At 53.4% G+C, this 15614-nt stretch carries 15 protein-coding genes; 2 read left to right on the top strand and 13 right to left on the bottom strand.

The genetic code is table 11. The annotated features are described in order from the left end of the window. Positions 1 to 426: 426 nt before the first annotated feature. The 11 genes from HY913_18120 to HY913_18170 form a co-directional block, all read right to left on the bottom strand. A complete protein-coding gene (locus HY913_18120; protein ID MBI4965197.1) occupies positions 427 to 858 on the bottom strand; it encodes a MerR family transcriptional regulator in 432 nt (143 codons plus the stop codon). A 105-nt stretch (positions 859 to 963) separates the two neighbouring features. Then, positions 964 to 3369 carry a phenylalanine--tRNA ligase subunit beta gene (locus HY913_18125; GenBank protein ID MBI4965198.1) on the bottom strand — a complete coding sequence of 802 codons (2406 nt, stop codon included), beginning with the start codon at positions 3367 to 3369 and terminating at the stop codon, positions 964 to 966. A 384-nt stretch (positions 3370 to 3753) separates the two neighbouring features. Then, positions 3754 to 4770, bottom strand: a complete 1017-nt coding sequence (pheS, locus tag HY913_18130; protein MBI4965199.1) for a phenylalanine--tRNA ligase subunit alpha — start codon at positions 4768 to 4770, stop codon at positions 3754 to 3756. A gap of 877 nt (positions 4771 to 5647) precedes the next feature. Next, the gene (gene rplT / locus HY913_18135; protein MBI4965200.1) at positions 5648 to 6007 is read right to left on the bottom strand and encodes a 50S ribosomal protein L20; all 360 of its coding nucleotides are present in this window, start codon (positions 6005 to 6007) and stop codon (positions 5648 to 5650) included. Between the two features lie 128 nt (positions 6008 to 6135). Further along, on the bottom strand, positions 6136 to 6333 hold the full coding sequence (gene rpmI / locus HY913_18140) for a 50S ribosomal protein L35 (GenBank protein ID MBI4965201.1): 198 nt from the start codon (positions 6331 to 6333) through the stop codon (positions 6136 to 6138). A 136-nt stretch (positions 6334 to 6469) separates the two neighbouring features. Beyond that, positions 6470 to 8290 (bottom strand): discoidin domain-containing protein, encoded by a 1821-nt coding sequence (locus HY913_18145; protein ID MBI4965202.1) that lies wholly within the window; start codon positions 8288 to 8290, stop codon positions 6470 to 6472. 147 nt (positions 8291 to 8437) lie between these two features. After that, the gene (locus HY913_18150) at positions 8438 to 8590 is read right to left on the bottom strand and encodes a hypothetical protein (protein MBI4965203.1); all 153 of its coding nucleotides are present in this window, start codon (positions 8588 to 8590) and stop codon (positions 8438 to 8440) included. 46 nt (positions 8591 to 8636) lie between these two features. Further along, complete coding sequence (locus HY913_18155; GenBank protein MBI4965204.1) at positions 8637 to 8789, bottom strand: hypothetical protein; 153 nt, start codon at positions 8787 to 8789, stop codon at positions 8637 to 8639. A gap of 32 nt (positions 8790 to 8821) precedes the next feature. Then, on the bottom strand, positions 8822 to 9262 hold the full coding sequence (locus HY913_18160) for a hypothetical protein (GenBank protein MBI4965205.1): 441 nt from the start codon (positions 9260 to 9262) through the stop codon (positions 8822 to 8824). A 21-nt stretch (positions 9263 to 9283) separates the two neighbouring features. Continuing rightward, on the bottom strand, positions 9284 to 11101 hold the full coding sequence (locus tag HY913_18165; protein ID MBI4965206.1) for a carbamoyltransferase: 1818 nt from the start codon (positions 11099 to 11101) through the stop codon (positions 9284 to 9286). Positions 11102 to 11108: 7 nt separating this feature from the next. Beyond that, entirely contained in the window at positions 11109 to 12947 is a 1839-nt protein-coding gene (locus tag HY913_18170) for a discoidin domain-containing protein (GenBank protein ID MBI4965207.1), read from the bottom strand. Positions 12948 to 13201: 254 nt separating this feature from the next. Here HY913_18170 and HY913_18175 point away from each other — a divergent pair, with 254 nt between their 5' ends. Then, positions 13202 to 13513, top strand: coding sequence for a hypothetical protein (locus HY913_18175; protein MBI4965208.1), 312 nt, complete (start codon positions 13202 to 13204; stop codon positions 13511 to 13513). A gap of 50 nt (positions 13514 to 13563) precedes the next feature. Next, positions 13564 to 13773 (top strand): type II toxin-antitoxin system RelE/ParE family toxin, encoded by a 210-nt coding sequence (locus tag HY913_18180; protein MBI4965209.1) that lies wholly within the window; start codon positions 13564 to 13566, stop codon positions 13771 to 13773. Between the two features lie 58 nt (positions 13774 to 13831). Here HY913_18180 and HY913_18185 read toward each other — a convergent pair whose 3' ends face one another. Then, positions 13832 to 14722, bottom strand: coding sequence for an amidohydrolase (locus HY913_18185; protein MBI4965210.1), 891 nt, complete (start codon positions 14720 to 14722; stop codon positions 13832 to 13834). 48 nt (positions 14723 to 14770) lie between these two features. After that, complete coding sequence (locus HY913_18190; GenBank protein ID MBI4965211.1) at positions 14771 to 15613, bottom strand: ribonuclease H-like domain-containing protein; 843 nt, start codon at positions 15611 to 15613, stop codon at positions 14771 to 14773. Position 15614: the final 1 nt, after the last annotated feature.

Consider the following 15614-nt stretch of genomic DNA (forward strand, 5'->3'; position numbering starts at 1 on the left):
AGGCTTTCCGAACCTGCCAGTCTTATACCGATTCGCCATAAAAAATATAACAATGCCGAAAGTTGTCATTGCGAGGGCGTCGAGCCCGAAGCAATCTCAGTGGCGAGAGATTGCTTCGTCGCTTCGCTCCTCGCAATGACAGCTACTATCCTTGATGTTACGAGAATAATAGCGAACTGGTATTAGATGGCAGGCTGGAAAGCCTACCCCACAAAAGACTGAATGCTTGCTGATTTGGCGGACATGGATAGAGGACATGAAGCTTCAAAAGCAGAAAAAGGATCGCGGGTTGCACGATCCTTTCGTAACGGCGTTGGAATCTGTGGGCGTTCGAGTCACAGGGCTCGGATTGCCGCAAGAAGCAAGTGGGCGTCAGGTCCGCTTTTGCTACGTTGCCGGCACTTCTGGAAGCAACGTCCCGTTGGTTTACCCTTCCAGGATAGCCCTTAGTTCTTTAAGCTCTTTCTTGATCTCTATCAGTATGTCCTTGTAGTCGGAGGACTGCGAAACCGGAGGAGAATTGTTCGATTTGAATTCGACCTCTCCAACCTCTTCCTTGCCTCTGACAGGCTTGGCCGGTTTCTTGGCCTTCCTTTCCGCGGATGACTGTTTTTTCATCTCTTGCAGGCGTTTCTTCGCACCCGCGATGGTAAACTTTTCATCATAAAGGAGATGCTTGATCTCCATAAGGAGTTCCAAGTCCTTTTTGTGATAAAGGCGCTGCCGGGCTCTGGTCCGGGTTGGTTTTAGGATCTTGAACTCTGACTCCCAGTACCTCAGAACGTACGGCTCCACATCAAGGATTTCACTTACTTCACCGATTTTGAAATACTGTTTCTCCGGAATTGCGATAGCCATAACTCGACCACCCCTCCACATGAGAATCCATCCGACCGGACAATTTCATTACCGCAAGGAAATGTGCCTGTTAAGATCCCGACTCTAAACAGCAGCCCGTCGGGATTATTCCCGCATCGTTGCGCCCAGATCGTTGATCAGGGCTTGCACGATGCCGTCGTGCACCTCTTGAACTTCCTCGTCGGTCAGCGTCCGATCCTCGGACTGATATCGTATCCGGAAGGCCATACTTTGGCGCCCCTCCGGAATCGATTCTCCTTGATACAAATCGAATAAGATCACGGAGGCAATAATATCATGCCCAAGATGTGAAATCAAGTGTTTAATGTTATCCCCTGAACAATTTCTTTCAACGATAATTGATAAGTCCCTTTCGATATAAGGGTAGCGAGGAAGCGGACTGAAAACTCTTTCCTTGCGGCTTTGAATAAACAGAGGCTCCAGGAGAATCTCAAAAATATGTACCTTTCGGGCCAAATCGTGGTCGCGCATCTTGGATGGGGCCAGCTCGCCCACAAATCCGATGGTCGCACCAGACAGCACCAGGTCGGCAGATTTTCCTGGATGGAGAAATGGAATCTTGGAAGGGACAAATGTCGGTTCCGACACTCCGAGGCCAGCACAGAGGTTTTCCAACGCGCCTTTTACATCGTAGAAGTCCAGCTCATCCTCTCTGGAAACGTTCCACAACTCCGCATGACGTGCGCCCGTAGCCAGTCCAGCCAGAACCAGATCTTCCCTGGGAAGCTCCTGGCCTGGAATTAAGGCGAAGACCTTGCCAAGTTCGTAGAGCTTCAGGTCTTCCCACCTGAAATTTACATTCCTTTTCATGGATGCGAGCAACCCTGGGATCAGAGACGTCCTCATCACCGCGTAATCTTCCGACAACGGATTGATCAGATCCAATGTCGCGCCTGCCGGGTCCCTCGTGGCAAACTCTTTTGCAGCCTCTTTGGACACGAATGACATTGTGACGACCTCGGTGTACCCCGAGGCGTTCATCAGCTCGGCGGCCCGGCGAATTCGCTCTTGATGCTGCCCGGTTCTGTCCGGAGCTGACTGGTACGACGGCATGCTCAGCGGTATATTCTGGAACCCGTGGACCCTTGCAACCTCTTCGGCCAGGTCTACTTCCCTTTCCAGGTCCCAGCGCCAAGAAGGTGGTATCGCTTGGAGATTCGGCGTTCCTTCCGCTTCCACATTTAGGCCCAGACGCTGAAGGTACCCGGACATCTGCTTGGACGACAGGTCTGTGCCCAACAGCTCATTCGCTTTATCGACCCTGAGAAGAACCTTCGGCCTCGCAATGGGAACGTGGTATACGTCGAGGTGTCCGGCAAGGATCGTCCCGCCGGCCAGTCTATGTATCAGATATGCCACTCGGTGAGCCGCCCATAGACTTCCCTCGGGGTCCACGCCACGCTCCATGCGGAATGACGCCTCCGTGGACATGCCCAAGGCTTTAGCAGTCCTCCGAATTCCAAATCTCTCGAAACATGCACTTTCAACAAGGACTGAAGATGTGTCGTCTTTTATCTCAGAATTCAGCCCGCCCATTATACCTGCCAGAGCCACTGACTTGCGCCCGTCCCGTATCATGAGCGCATTCTCCGGGAGCTTTCGTTCCACGCCGTCGAGGGTGACAAAGGTTTCTCCCGCGTCGCACCTTCGTACAACGATTTTTGCATCCTGGAGGAACGAGTAGTCAAACGCGTGCAACGGCTGGCCGCATTCAAGGCAAATCAGGTTAGTGGCATCCACAACGTTGGATATGGGTCGTATCCCGCACCGGGAAAGGCGCAGGCGAATGTCAAAGGGCGACGCTTTGATAGTTACCCCTTCCACCATACGGGCCACATAACGCGGACAGAGGTCATAATCAGGAACTTCTATGCTGGCTCGGTCTTGGATTTTGACAGGCCCTTCTTCCAGAGGAAAATCGGGGATCTTCCACGGCCTATCTGTCAGGGCGCCGACTTCTCTGGCAATTCCGAGCACGGAAAGACAATCCCCTCGATTAGGAGTAACGGAAATCTCGAGCATCGTGTCTTCTATGAAGGGCAGCGCATCAGGCAACGGAACACCCGTCTTGACGCCTTCTTCCAGCACCAGGATGCCCGAGGCATCGTCGCCCAAATCCAGTTCCTTTTCAGAACAGAGCATCCCCGGGGAAGAGATCCCTTTAATCTCGCGCTCGGCTATTTCAAGGCCCGAAGGAAGGACCGTCCCCGGACCTGCGTAAGGGACTATCTGGCCCACGCGAATATTGGGCGCGGCGCAGACCACTTCGATTTCGCGGCTTCCCAGGCTGATACGCGCCAGGCTCATCTTTTCGGACGCGGGATGCGGTGTAATTCCTTCTATCTTGGCCGTTACGACCTTATCCAGGCCTCGGCCCACATGGTTGACCGCTTCGACCTCGATTCCGGCCATGGTAAGCAGTTCTGCTATCTCTTCCGCGGATTGATCGATTTCCACGAACTCTTTCAGCCAATTGTAGCTGACGAGCATTTCCTTTTACCCCTCTGTGTAAAAATCAGTGTTTGATCGCATGAGCAGAGAAAACTTTTATGCAAAGGATTGTTACCTTAGCTCCGCAGATTTTGCCAATGCCGTGAACACATGGCTTCCAGCCTCTTCTCTAGGATGCCGCGAGGGATTGTCATTGCGAGGAGTGAAATCCCGCGTTCCGCGGGAAAGCAATCTCATTTTCGGTGGGACGGCCCCGCGTTCTGCGCGGGGTTGCCCTTCATTCCAACAGACAGGCGAGACGCCTGTCCCACCAGTGGAGATTGCTTCGGGCTACGCCCTCGCAATGACAGGTTCCTAACATCCCGTAACGTCAAGCGGAACCAAGGGTCCAGTCCATCATGCAAAAAGTGTCTCCAGGCAATTTCATAGCTGACTGAGAAATCTCATATCGTTCTCATAGAAGGTCCTGATGTCCGGTATCCCGTACTTGAGCATCGCAATCCTTTCGACGCCCATGCCGAAGGCAAAACCGGTGTATATCTCCGGATCGTAGTTCACGAACCGGTAGAGTTCGGGGTCGACCATTCCCGAACCCAGGATTTCCAGCCAACCGGTGGAAGAACAAGTCCTACAGCCGCTGCCCCCGCAGATCACACACTGTATGTCCACCTCCGCGGAAGGCTCCGTGAATGGAAAGAAACTGGGGCGAAAACGCAGAGCCACTTTCTCCCCGAAGTACTCGTGCACGAAAGCCGTGAGGACGCCCTTGAGGTCCGCGAGTGAGATCCCGCGGTCCACCCACAGGCCCTCGACTTGCATGAACATCGGGGAATGAGTGATGTCCGCGTCGCGGCGATAAACTTTGCCCGGGCAAATTACCCTAACCGGCGGCTTTTGCTTCTCCATCGTTCGGATTTGGACTGGAGAAGTGTGCGTTCTGAGCACCACATTGTCCGAAAAGTAGAAAGTATCCTGCATGTCCCTAGCCGGGTGGTCCTTGGGGATGTTCAGGGCCTCGAAGTTGTAATAATCAAGCTCTACTTCCGGACCTTCCGCCAACTGGAAACCGAGCCCTCTGAACACCTCGATAAGCTCATCGGTGACTCTGTGGAGGATATGGCTGCGCCCGAGAATGGACCGCCGACCCGGAAGAGTCACGTCGATGAACTCGGACACCAGTTTTTGGCGTTCGGCCTCTTGGCGAATGGCTTCCTCGGCCTGACTGAATTGGTCTTCCAGCTCGGCTTTGATCTGGTTGGCCAACTGGCCCAGTTTGGAGCGCTCTTCCGGGTCAAGGTCTTTCAGCCCGCGGAGCACCGAAGTCAACTCGCCTTTGCGGCCAAGCACGCGGACCTTGGCCTCAGCCAAGATCTTTTCGTCCTTAATGCCACTAATGAGGTCCAAATTCTTTTCTCTGAGCTTTTCAAGATGATCTTTCATGGTGTAGGTCGCCTCTATGAGATGGTGGCCATTCAGGTCTAAATCGCGAAGCGGAGCGCGATGCCAAACGCATCGAAAATTGCGTCATACCAGTTGGCGGTCAAAAAAGTGATCTGGATGGAAGCGGAATTATTGTCGGCCGTCAAAATCCCCCCTTTCCCCCCTTTACAAAGGGGGGGAAGTCGGGGCATTACCCCCCTTTCCTAAAGGGAGGTTGGGGGGATTTTTGATAGGGACCAGATCCAGATATTACCTCTTTGATAGCGCATTGGTATTAGCCTCTACAACCGTGGAAACGGCAACAGGGGATTGTACGGGGCTGCCCTCCGCGTCCGCCCTTTGGTTCAAAACCATCCTTGTTTGGCAAGCGCGAGGAGACTGTCTCAAACTCCTTGTGTAAGGGGGTCTTGTAGGGGCGCTTCGAGAAGCGCCCTGATTGAGGGCGGTTCACGAACCGCCCCTACTACTACACGTGACGCCGGTTGCCGGAAATTTTGTCCGGGTCGCGAAGCGACAGGAGGTGATTTCCAGCCTGCGAGTAGCGCCGACAGTCTTTGGACAGGGTAGTGTCCTCGTAACAGCCCCTCTTGTTCCTTCGGAACCCGGAGGCAGTGGCCTCCGGGCCACCCCGCGTAGCACGATTCCCCAGCACCGATGAATTCTGAGACAGTTTCCGGGGGCCGGTCCCCACAAAGGTTCGGACAGGCCTTGTCGGTTGAAGGTCGGTGCGGAGTCAAGTGCAACGCTTGCAGGAACATAATCTCCCGCCCATCAATAAAAAAGCGGCCTGAGGAGACCGCTGTCTTTTCGTGAAAGATAGTTCACCTGGCGGGCGTTCCAGGCTAAGCCTTCAAGACCCGTTTCCGGCAGACAATCTTTAAGCCTCCAGAGCTGCCCTGGCCTGCTGAGTTATGCTGGTAAAGGCCACGGGATCTGAGACGGCCAAATCTGCGAGGATCTTTCTGTCCAGGGCGATTTGGGCCTTCTTGAGTCCCTCTATCAACCGGTTGTACGGCAGTCCGTTTGTTCTGGCAGCAGCGCTTATTCTGGTTATCCAGAGGCGCCGAAAGTCCCGCTTTCTTGTTCGACGGTCGCGGTAAGCATAGCATAGGGCTCGTTCGAGGGTCTCTTTGGCCTGCTTCAAGGTTCTGCTACGACCGCCCACGAAGCCCTTGGCAGCCTTGAGAATTTTCTTTCGCCTCGCTCTGCTGGCGGGGGCACATCGTGCTCTAGGCATCACTGACTCCTTCGAGAGAGAAACTGCCGGTGATTCGGCCGGCCGTTTTTTCACACATCGTAATTATGATTTCACCGTCGTGGTTCCGAACCACTGATAATGTTCCGGTGAACCGGTACCGTGTCAATCTACGCGTAAGGCAAGAGCCTCTTGACATTCACCGAATCGCTGGCGTCTATAAAAGCGCCTTGCCTGAGCCCTCTTTTCCGCTTGGTGGACTTGCTGGTCAGAATGTGGCTATGGTAAGCCTTCTTTCTCTTGATCTTTCCGCTTTTCAGCACGGTAAATCTTTTTGCCGCGCCGCGGCATGTTTTTAGCTTCGGCATGTTTCGATCTCCATGTTCCGCGTCGGCGAAGGCCTCTATCCGCGTTCAAGGAATATTAAACTTCTTTTTATACCTTATTTGCTTCGCGGAGACAAACTGTTTTGTCAAATCAGGAAAATTTTTCCCAAGGGCAAGTTCATCGGAAGAGACTGAGCTGCCGCAAACGGATAGCCTTTTTTTCGGCTTCCCCTGAAGGAACGTAACGCACATATCGGGCCGGCATTTCCTGCCGGGAGTAGTGTTCATAACCCGGCCATTGGTCGTATCCATCCGTCCGGGTCGCACTTACGCTAATCCAATCCTTCCACGCCTTACCGTCCTCGGACATTTCCAACCGCCACTCGGCCGGCACCGCCTGGTCATCTGCCCACACTATCCTTAGCCTGGAAATCGGGACCACGGATCCTAGATCCAGGACGACCGCACGCGCTCCGCCTCCCTCGGAGGGAGCCACCTCAAGGATGTTAGCCCCGGGGTATCCCTTCAAGATATGCAAGCCTTCATCAGCTGGACGGTTGTTGACAAGGACCTTCGCATCCTTGGAGTAATCCTCCAGGTACGAATCCGGGGGATTATGAAGAATGTCGCTCCCTTCGAGAGGCAGCCCCATTATGCGTGTCTTTACGAGGTTGGCCAACTCTTTTGCTATCACGTAATTCGCGCCGTTGGTCAGATGACACCAGTCCGTGAAAACCCACCCTTTGGTGCTATCAAAAATACCGGTAAGGTCAGCGACTTCGAAGTTTTCTTCCCGGCATCTCTTGGTTACCTGTTCCACCAGTTTGTTGTACGTGTCGGCCGCGTCATAGAAGCCTACTTTCTGCATCCCCGTGACCGCTTCTATCCTGTCCTCCATGGGGGTGCGCTTCTTCTTGCAGTTACGGAACATCGGCTGCAACGCGAGCACATGGGGCACTCGGTCAGTCTCGAGCGTTTTGTGGTAAATCGCTGCAACATCCGCCACTTGCGCAATGTTTTTGTTCCTGTATTCGATCATTTCCGGAGTGGCGTCTTGCGGATGTGCAGCAATCCCCACTTCTTCCATCAGGGTGCCGGGCCCCTCTTGTCGGCGCAGAGCAAGCCAGGTAAAAAAATACGTATTCCTCTTCAGCCACAACGTCAGGTAGTTCGTCAGCCCCTTGCTGCCCATATCCATCACGTCAGTGACTACCTGGAAATATTGCCCTTCCGAGAAGTAGTTCCAATCCTTTAAGGGACGGGCCACTGTATGGACTTCATTTGCGCCGTCCAGGGCCACCACGAGGTCCGGCCGGTACAGCCGGAGTTTTGCCAGATATCGCATCAGGTTGTTCTGATACACGTATCCGGGCACACCAGCGTTAATGGCTCTAACCTTTTTGCCGCTGATCTTCTCACGGACACGCGGGTCCGCGTTGAGGATTTCCTGGATCAGGTGCGGGATGTTCCATCTGAACGTAACTTCGTAAAAATCGGCCACCCTGTCTGCGGGCGGAACAGGTCCTCGGCCGTACACCACCGATCCGCCGGTCACGATGATCCGATACTCATCGTCCGGCTTCTCGAGCGGAACGCTTTCAAAGTCTTTGAAGTTCTCGTCGTTTATGTACTCGTAAGAGTTCCCCAAGTGGGTGTCACGCACCGCGACAAAACCGGGAGTGGGTTCGTAACCATATTGCGGAGCGACAACTTGCGAACTCTGGCGAGCCAATTCCAGGCTTTTGTTCTTGTATGCCTGTCCCACAGGAGAGGCCTTGACCTGCATATACGCGTAGTATTCCATAGCGGCCAGGAGCGCCAATACGACAACAGCCAGAAACAATATATAAAGGGCCGCCAGGACGAACCGAACCAGACCGCGCTGCCAGCCGCTCTTTTTTCCACTAATGCCTTTCGATTCGGACGGAGGCGATACCCGCGCCGCAGCGGACTCCGTCGTCGAGGAAGGCGTTTCCGCAGAGTGGCGAGGTTCAGTCATGAGTTGCTCCTGGAATACTGGTCATAGGCAAGAAAAAACCTTTCCGTTTACAGAAGTGGGGCAGTCCCGCGGCCATCGGCTCCTAAAGAAACACGCGGTGGGAACTCCTTTCGCACGGAGTTCTCACCGCGGGCTTGCCAGCCAAACTTACATGAATGGGTAGATGAAAGGCGTCAGAATGGGCGAGTTGGCCACCAAAATCGCGAAAGCCGACAAAATCACGATAAATATGAGAATCGGGGCCAACCAGAACTTCTTGCGCACCTTCATGAAATCCCAAAACTCCGCAACAAGGGACATGCACCCTTCCCTCCTGCCTGATTCAAGCAGCGTGCAAAACCGCTTCCTAGAACAGAGTGTAAATGAAAGGCGCTGCAACCGGCGAACTGGCCGCTAGAATTATGAAAGCGGACAGAACCACCAGAACTATGAGAATCGGGGCCAGCCAGAATTTCTTGCGCACTTTCATGAAGTCCCAAAACTCTGCAACAAGAGACATCTATCTTTCCTCCTGCCCGGTCCAGCCGGTAGTCAAAACTGCTTTTCGTATCGTTCTACGCTTGTGTCGTCCTGTGGCTCCTTGCGTCTCCAGTACGAAGAAGCTGCGGGATCGATTTTTCTTTCCATGGGATCTTTGCCGACTATTCGCATGATCAATCCGGTCGGCATCAAAACAATGAAGAAAACTATGGTCAAAATGATCCTGGAAATAAAATACCCCAGGACTACTGAAAATCCCAACCAGAGTCGGTAAATTGCCTTAAACAGCGGTGGAATCAGCCTGGTAACCGCCAACGCAATACCAGCGGCAATCCAGACGTACCCGTTCCACGACCCTTTCCAGAACGCCAGGTAGCACCCTATTGCTGTGGGTATGACAAGGAAGAGCCCCGCGAGCAGGTTGAGGTCTTTACTGGTCGGCTCTCCCGAGACAGCTCGTATTTCTTCTTTGATATCCTGAATTATATTCATGCCGATTGAATCCCGCCGGTCTCAGTCGAGTTCGTATTGGCTTCTCCAGTCCGTGTCATCCTTTAGCTTGGGCTGCTTGGTTTTGTCCAGGACAAACGGCCCTAGCACCAGATAATCCATCTCTGTCCTCATGAAACAAAGATACGCGTGTTCAGGGCTCATGACAATGGGTTCCCCGCGCACGTTGAAAGAGGTGTTGACGATCACGGGACACCCTGTCTTTTGCCTAAACGCCTCGATCATCTCATGATACACAGGATTAGTCTCCTTGTGAACCGTCTGGATCCGCGCGGAATAGTCCACATGGGTGATCGCGGGCACGTCGGAACGCACTACGTTAAGCTGATCGATGCCCCACAGTCTCTGTTCTTCATCGTTCATTTCGCGCCGGATCTTTTCGTCCACATATGCCACCAAAAGCATATACGGTGAGGGCCGGTCCAATTCGAAATACTTGTCGACCTCTTCCATCAATACCGACGGCGCAAAAGGCCTGAAACTCTCACGATACTTGATCTTGAGGTTCATCTGGGACTGCATCTTGGCGCTGCGTGCATCGCCTATGATGGATCTGGCGCCGAGCGCTCGAGGGCCGAACTCCATCCGGCCTTGCAACCATCCGATGACCTTTTCCTGCGCTATCAAGTCCGCCACAACGCCTGGCAGGTTTCCGTCCGCGATGTATTCGTACGGGTACCCTCTGGAATCGAGGAATTCCTTTATCTCGGCCTCAGAGTACGACGGCCCCAGGTACGAGCCCATCTGAAGGTCATGAACATCGTCCACTACTCTGCCATTGTTCAGGAGCTGGTGCCATACGAACAAGGCGGCTCCCAGTGCGCCACCTGCGTCTCCGGCAGCAGGCTGAATCCATATGTCCTCGAACGGGCTCTCCCTGAGAATCCGGCCGTTACCCACACAATTCAGAGCGACACCACCCGCGAGGCACAGGTGTTTCTCACCGGTAAGCTTGTGTATGTGCCGCGCGGTGCGGATCATCACCTCTTCGGTAACAACCTGAATCGACTTCGCCAGGTCCATTTCGCGCTGAGTCAGCTTGCTCTCCGGCTTTCTCGCCGGGCCGTCGAAGGTTTTTTCAAATGCCCGTCCCGTCATGGTCAAGCCGTACGGGTACGTGAAGTAGTCCATGTTCAGCTTGAATGAACCGTCTTCCTTAATGTCGATCAACTCCTTGAGTATGACATCGACGTATTTCGGCTCACCATATGGCGCAAGGCCCATAACCTTGTATTCTCCGGAATTCACTTTGAAGCCGGTGAAATACGTAAACGCGGAATACAAGAGCCCCAGCGAATGGGGAAACTGGATCTCGTAATCAATGCGGATTTTGTTCCCCTCCCCTACCCCGAAACTCGTGGTGGTCCATTCGCCGACTCCGTCCATGGTAAGAAACGCGGCCCTTTGGTACGGAGAAGGGAAGAAAGCGCTCGCGGCGTGGGATTCGTGGTGTTCGGGAAAGAGGATCTTGCCCTCGTAATCCAGGCTTTTCCGGATGAGTTTGGGAAGGTGGAGCTTCTGTTTGAGCCACAGGGGCATGGCCAGAATGAAGGAGGCCAGACCGCGAGGGGCATAAGACAGGTACGTTTCCAGGATTCTCTCGAACTTTATAAAGGGTTTGTCGTAGAACACGACGTAATCAAGATCATTGGCCTTGATTCCGGCTTCCTTCAAGCAGTAGGCTACCGCGTCATGAGGGAAGCGGTGGTCGTGCTTGACTCTCGAGAAACGCTCCTGTTGGGCCGCGGCAAAGATCTTGCCGTCCCGAACCAGGCATGCGGCGCTGTCATGATAATAAGCTGAAATTCCCAATATATTCATCTAAATCCTACCGGAAGACACTCCACGATCTTAGTTTAATGACTCTCTGACCCTTAGTCATCGGCCTGTACCGCAAGAAACGGGCTTCAACAGGCTCCGCGCCGTAGTATTCGAAGCCGGGCCACCGCGAAAACCTGTCTGTCTGCTTTCGATCACCCCTTGCGACGGGCTGCCAGTTTTTCTCGTCAGTCGAGGCTTCCACGGCCCATTCTTCCGGAACCGAGGTGTCATCGGCCCACACAAGCCTCACGCGACTCACAGGGAATGTCCGGCCGAGGTCCAGAACCACCTCAAGCTTCTCCTCGGGAGCCAAGGGCCGGGAGGAATATAGCAATTCTCCGGGATAACCGGAAAACATATTTTTTGGCCCATTGTCCGGCAGATCTGCCGCAGGCGCATAGGCAACCGTTGCCGACGCTGCCAGGTCCCAGAAATGGGAATCTTTTTCTACGACTCGATCGCCGTCGCTCAAGCTGCGGCCCAAGATATGCTGTTTGACAAGATTCGACAACTCCTTGGCGACAAGGTAATTCGCTCCGGCAGTGAGGTGGCACCAATCAGTGAAAACCCACTCGGAGACATCGTCAAAATAATCGGAGAAGTCGGCGACAAAGTACTGCTTTTTTGCGGCGCTTTGTTTAATCTTTTCAACAATTAACTGATACATCTTGTCCGAGGGCACGCCATAGTAATGCCGGTATCCTTTGACGGAGGCCAAGGCTTTTTCTCTGTCGTCCAGTGGCTTCTTGCTCAAATAAAACCAGGGCTGCAACGCGAATATGTGCCGTACACCGTCGTTTTCCAACACGCTGTGATAGTCTTCCACAACGCGCACCACTTCTCCGATGTTGCGGTCCGCAATCCGAGACATCTCCTCGACCGACTTCTCGGGTGAATTCGGTTTTACCTGTTGATTCATTACACCTTTGTGATGGTGCACTTCGGTATTAAGTTCCTGGAAAATATCCTTGCCGGACCAGAGGTAGGTCATCAGGAAGGTGTTGTTCTTCAGCCACAGGGTGAGGTAGGAGGACAAGCCCGGCTGATCGTATGCGAAGATCGCCTGAAGGATATTGGCAAACTGACCTTCCCGGAAATACTGCCAATCCGGGTCAAGCTTGCTTACCAGCGGGATTTCATTTGCCCCGTCCAGAGAAACCACCAGGTCCGGCCTATATCGGCGCAGCTTGGTCACATGGCGCATCAGATGATGTTGATACGCGTAACCCCATACCGCTGTGTTGTATACTCGAATTGTCTTTCCCGGGATTGGGGTCGTCGCGTTGAGGATCATTTCCATCATGTGGGAGATGGTCTCACGATATTCCAGCCCGTAATAATCCATGGCCTGAGCAACCTCCCCGGTTGCTCCCAACCCGTAAGCTGTCGATCCTCCCACAAGAAAGATGCGGAACTCATTCTCGGGCTTTTCTACCGCAAGGTCCCTTGGCTCGCGAAATCCTGCATTATTGGCGTATTCGTAGCGGTTGCCTTTGAGCGTATTGTACTCCAGGCACACGCCGGGGACGAAATCGTAGTCGTAATGAGAAACAGGCCGCGTGAAATCGCGGCGTGCCATAGAGAAATTCTTGGCATATACGTCGCCCAGGTAAGTGCGGCGCAACATCTGCTCAGCCAGCCATTCTATGCCCAACAAAATCAGAACGACCGACCCGGCAACGAACACCAGGTAAAGAGGAACCTTTACCACAGGCAAGACAAATCTTTTCAACAAGCCCTTTCGCTGTGAAGAGGCCTGTCTCGCCGACGCTTGCTCCAGGCTTTGGTCCGGCTTTATTGCTTCTCCGGGTGATTCCGGATGATCTTGGCTCTTTTCCTTACTCATCCCCCTCTGTTTAGCTTAAAGCTCTTTCGAGGACAAGGGGCGGCATGGAACCATATGATTTTGCAGGCTCTTTACCCGAAAGGGCAATAGGACCTGCCAGTAGATTTCCTCAGATGAGTGCAAGGTCCATTGATTGGCTTCTTCGCGTGGTTGACCGGAGGCCAAACCTGAGATACTCTTTTTGAAGAGGATTTTCAATAGGACTGCTCTGATTGCATGCTAGAAGTGAACTGCCACGACAGAGAGGAAGGCCCATGACTTTGGACGCGACCACCCATGAGGATTTGTTGGGGGCTTTTAGGGCGATGTCGAAGGAGGACCGCCATGCCCTCTTAGAGAGCCTGAGCACGGAACGTCAATTCCGGGAAGATCTTGCCCAAATTCTCGTGATGACCCTGAAAGCCTTCCGAGCCATCGAAGACGACGCGCTTTTCAAAAGCGTCGCGCGAGAAGTGGCCAAGGAATCCGATCTGCTCGAAGACCTCCTGGATTCCATCTTAATTATTGAGAGGAGCAACGAGCCCTCCCAATCCTTCAGGGAGTATCTTGCGGGGCGGAGCCAGTGACGGCCTCCGGACTTTACGAGGTTCGAATCAAAAGGTCGGCTCGAAAGGAAATGGATTCATTGGAATCCGAGACTCATGCCCGAATATCAAAGGCCATACTGGAACTGGAGTCCAATACTAGGCCTTCCGGATGCACAAAGCTTAGTGCCGGAAACGGTTATAGAATAAGGGTGGGAAAATATCGCGTGATCTATACAGTCGATGATTCCGACCGAGTCGTCGAAATTGTCGGGGTGAGGCTTCGCGATAAAGCTTATTAATGCCGTGCCTTACACCTTGGCCCAATACTGTCAACATGTTGGTTGTTGAGACGCTCCTTCAGCCAGATATCGAGAAGAATTTTCGTGCATTCTTGGCCAGAATAAGATCCAGCGACTCCGTCGGAAGACCCATTTGACACAGTTTCTTGATTTCTCTGTCCCAGGCGTAAGGTATGTTCGGGACATCAGTTCCGTACATGATCCGGTCCGCGCGCATATCGCCGAGCGAAGGTGGGCTGCTTAGGGGGAAGTAGTCGGCCAGCACCATTGTTGTGTCCAGCCACAGGTTGTCGTACTGTTCGATCATCCTGCGGTAAGCATCGTCTTCATCCATGCCTAAATGCGGAACGCAAACCCTTAGCCGGGGGTAATCCTTGATTACTTTCTCCAGCTTGTCCGCTGCGCAAATCGAATAGGGGTCAACCGGATATGGAAAGTACGGGTTCTTGGGTTCACGTCCCACATGCATCACCAGTGGCTTGCCCGAATCAGAGCAGGCCTCGTAAATCTCTCGCATTTCCTCGCTGTCCATACGGAAGAACTGCACATGCGCGTGCAGCTTGACCGCCTTGAGGCCCATCTCAAATGCCTCTTTCAATATGCCGCGGGCGTCCTCCTCTCCTGGAAACACGGTAGCGGAGCCGGTCAACTGGGGATAACGATCGCAGAGCTTCGCCATGTACCCGTTCAGCTTCCGTGCAATGCCCGGTTTGTGAGCGTAATGCAGCCCCACAATGTGTCCGACACCGCGTGAGAGCAGGAACTCTATGAGTTCGGGCGATTTCATCCGGTACCGGATAGGCCAGGCAAAATTGTCGAACCACGACCATATTGCTTCGAATAGCGTGTCCGGAAAGAGATGAACGTGAGCGTCCACCACAAATGGCACGTCGCCGGGTATGCGGTCGCCTTCGGGATCTCCAGGCACAGGGAGCGGAAGTTTCAGCATGATAGATTGGTTTCAGGGCTCCTAATTGTTCTTTGGCGCCGACTCATATCACGAATAGGCGTAGCGCACTTCCAATATCCGATCCACCGTCTCCCTGTCCGGCTCGAAGGGGTTGCGAACAGGGCCGGGCAGCGGCAGTTGATGGGTTTCGTAAAAAGGGGTCTCACGGAGTTTAAGGTTGTAAGCAGTGACCATGAGGGTTTCCAGGTTCACTGCGTCGAGCACATTATAAGCCAATAGGGTCTCCAGGGCCTTTTTGTTTCCCCTTGTCGCGAAGTCGTTCCACAGGAGCACTGCGCAGTAACCATCCACGCCGTCCAATTCATCTCTGTCGAGCCCCAGCTTCTTCTCACAACCTTTCAAACCACCGGTATAACCGAGGCTTTTCAACAGGAATCTCAAGTCGATTTGCGGTTGTCTCATCCGTATTTTCAAATAACTCTCGATGAACGGAACGTCGAAGCAAGACCCGTTGTAAGTGACCACCAGTTTGTACTTCTGAATATCTTGCTTGAATTGCTCCAAATTCCGACCTTTTACGTACCACATCACCGATTTGCCGTCGAATGTGGCGATGGTTGTGATGCAGCTCCCCCCTCCCGCGAGTCCGCTGGTTTCAATGTCCAGGTAAACCGCTGAATCACGGAAGTCGCCGAACAGGCGCCAGTGTTGACTCGTCGGCAGCGCCTCGGCAAAGTAACGACAGTCGCCTTCTTTCAGACTTTGGATGGATTCTCTAACCCGACTTCTCAAGAGATAATATCGGCTCGGGACCGACTCGAGGGAACGCGCCTGGGCAACGTCATCCCAAGAGCGGATGCCCCGGTTCCACAGATCGTGTTCCGATTTTGGCCCGATTCCGGGAATGTGACAAAAGGTGTTTCTTAGCATT

It is taken from the genome of Desulfomonile tiedjei, assembly GCA_016212925.1.
Classification (GTDB): domain Bacteria; phylum Desulfobacterota; class Desulfomonilia; order Desulfomonilales; family Desulfomonilaceae; genus JACRDF01.

Coding starts and splice junctions, on each gene's coding strand:
- HY913_18165 (MBI4965206.1), bottom strand. CDS start 11,101: ATGAATATATTGGGAATTTCAGCTTATTATCATGACAGCGCCGCATGC.
- HY913_18180 (MBI4965209.1), top strand. CDS start 13,564: ATGGATTCATTGGAATCCGAGACTCATGCCCGAATATCAAAGGCCATA.
- pheS (MBI4965199.1), bottom strand. CDS start 4,770: ATGAAAGATCATCTTGAAAAGCTCAGAGAAAAGAATTTGGACCTCATT.
- HY913_18185 (MBI4965210.1), bottom strand. CDS start 14,722: ATGCTGAAACTTCCGCTCCCTGTGCCTGGAGATCCCGAAGGCGACCGC.
- HY913_18160 (MBI4965205.1), bottom strand. CDS start 9,262: ATGAATATAATTCAGGATATCAAAGAAGAAATACGAGCTGTCTCGGGA.
- HY913_18175 (MBI4965208.1), top strand. CDS start 13,202: ATGACTTTGGACGCGACCACCCATGAGGATTTGTTGGGGGCTTTTAGG.
- HY913_18125 (MBI4965198.1), bottom strand. CDS start 3,369: ATGCTCGTCAGCTACAATTGGCTGAAAGAGTTCGTGGAAATCGATCAA.
- HY913_18150 (MBI4965203.1), bottom strand. CDS start 8,590: ATGTCCCTTGTTGCGGAGTTTTGGGATTTCATGAAGGTGCGCAAGAAG.
- HY913_18155 (MBI4965204.1), bottom strand. CDS start 8,789: ATGTCTCTTGTTGCAGAGTTTTGGGACTTCATGAAAGTGCGCAAGAAA.
- HY913_18170 (MBI4965207.1), bottom strand. CDS start 12,947: ATGAGTAAGGAAAAGAGCCAAGATCATCCGGAATCACCCGGAGAAGCA.
- rpmI (MBI4965201.1), bottom strand. CDS start 6,333: ATGCCGAAGCTAAAAACATGCCGCGGCGCGGCAAAAAGATTTACCGTG.
- HY913_18145 (MBI4965202.1), bottom strand. CDS start 8,290: ATGACTGAACCTCGCCACTCTGCGGAAACGCCTTCCTCGACGACGGAG.
- HY913_18120 (MBI4965197.1), bottom strand. CDS start 858: ATGGCTATCGCAATTCCGGAGAAACAGTATTTCAAAATCGGTGAAGTA.
- rplT (MBI4965200.1), bottom strand. CDS start 6,007: ATGCCTAGAGCACGATGTGCCCCCGCCAGCAGAGCGAGGCGAAAGAAA.
- HY913_18190 (MBI4965211.1), bottom strand. CDS start 15,613: ATGCTAAGAAACACCTTTTGTCACATTCCCGGAATCGGGCCAAAATCG.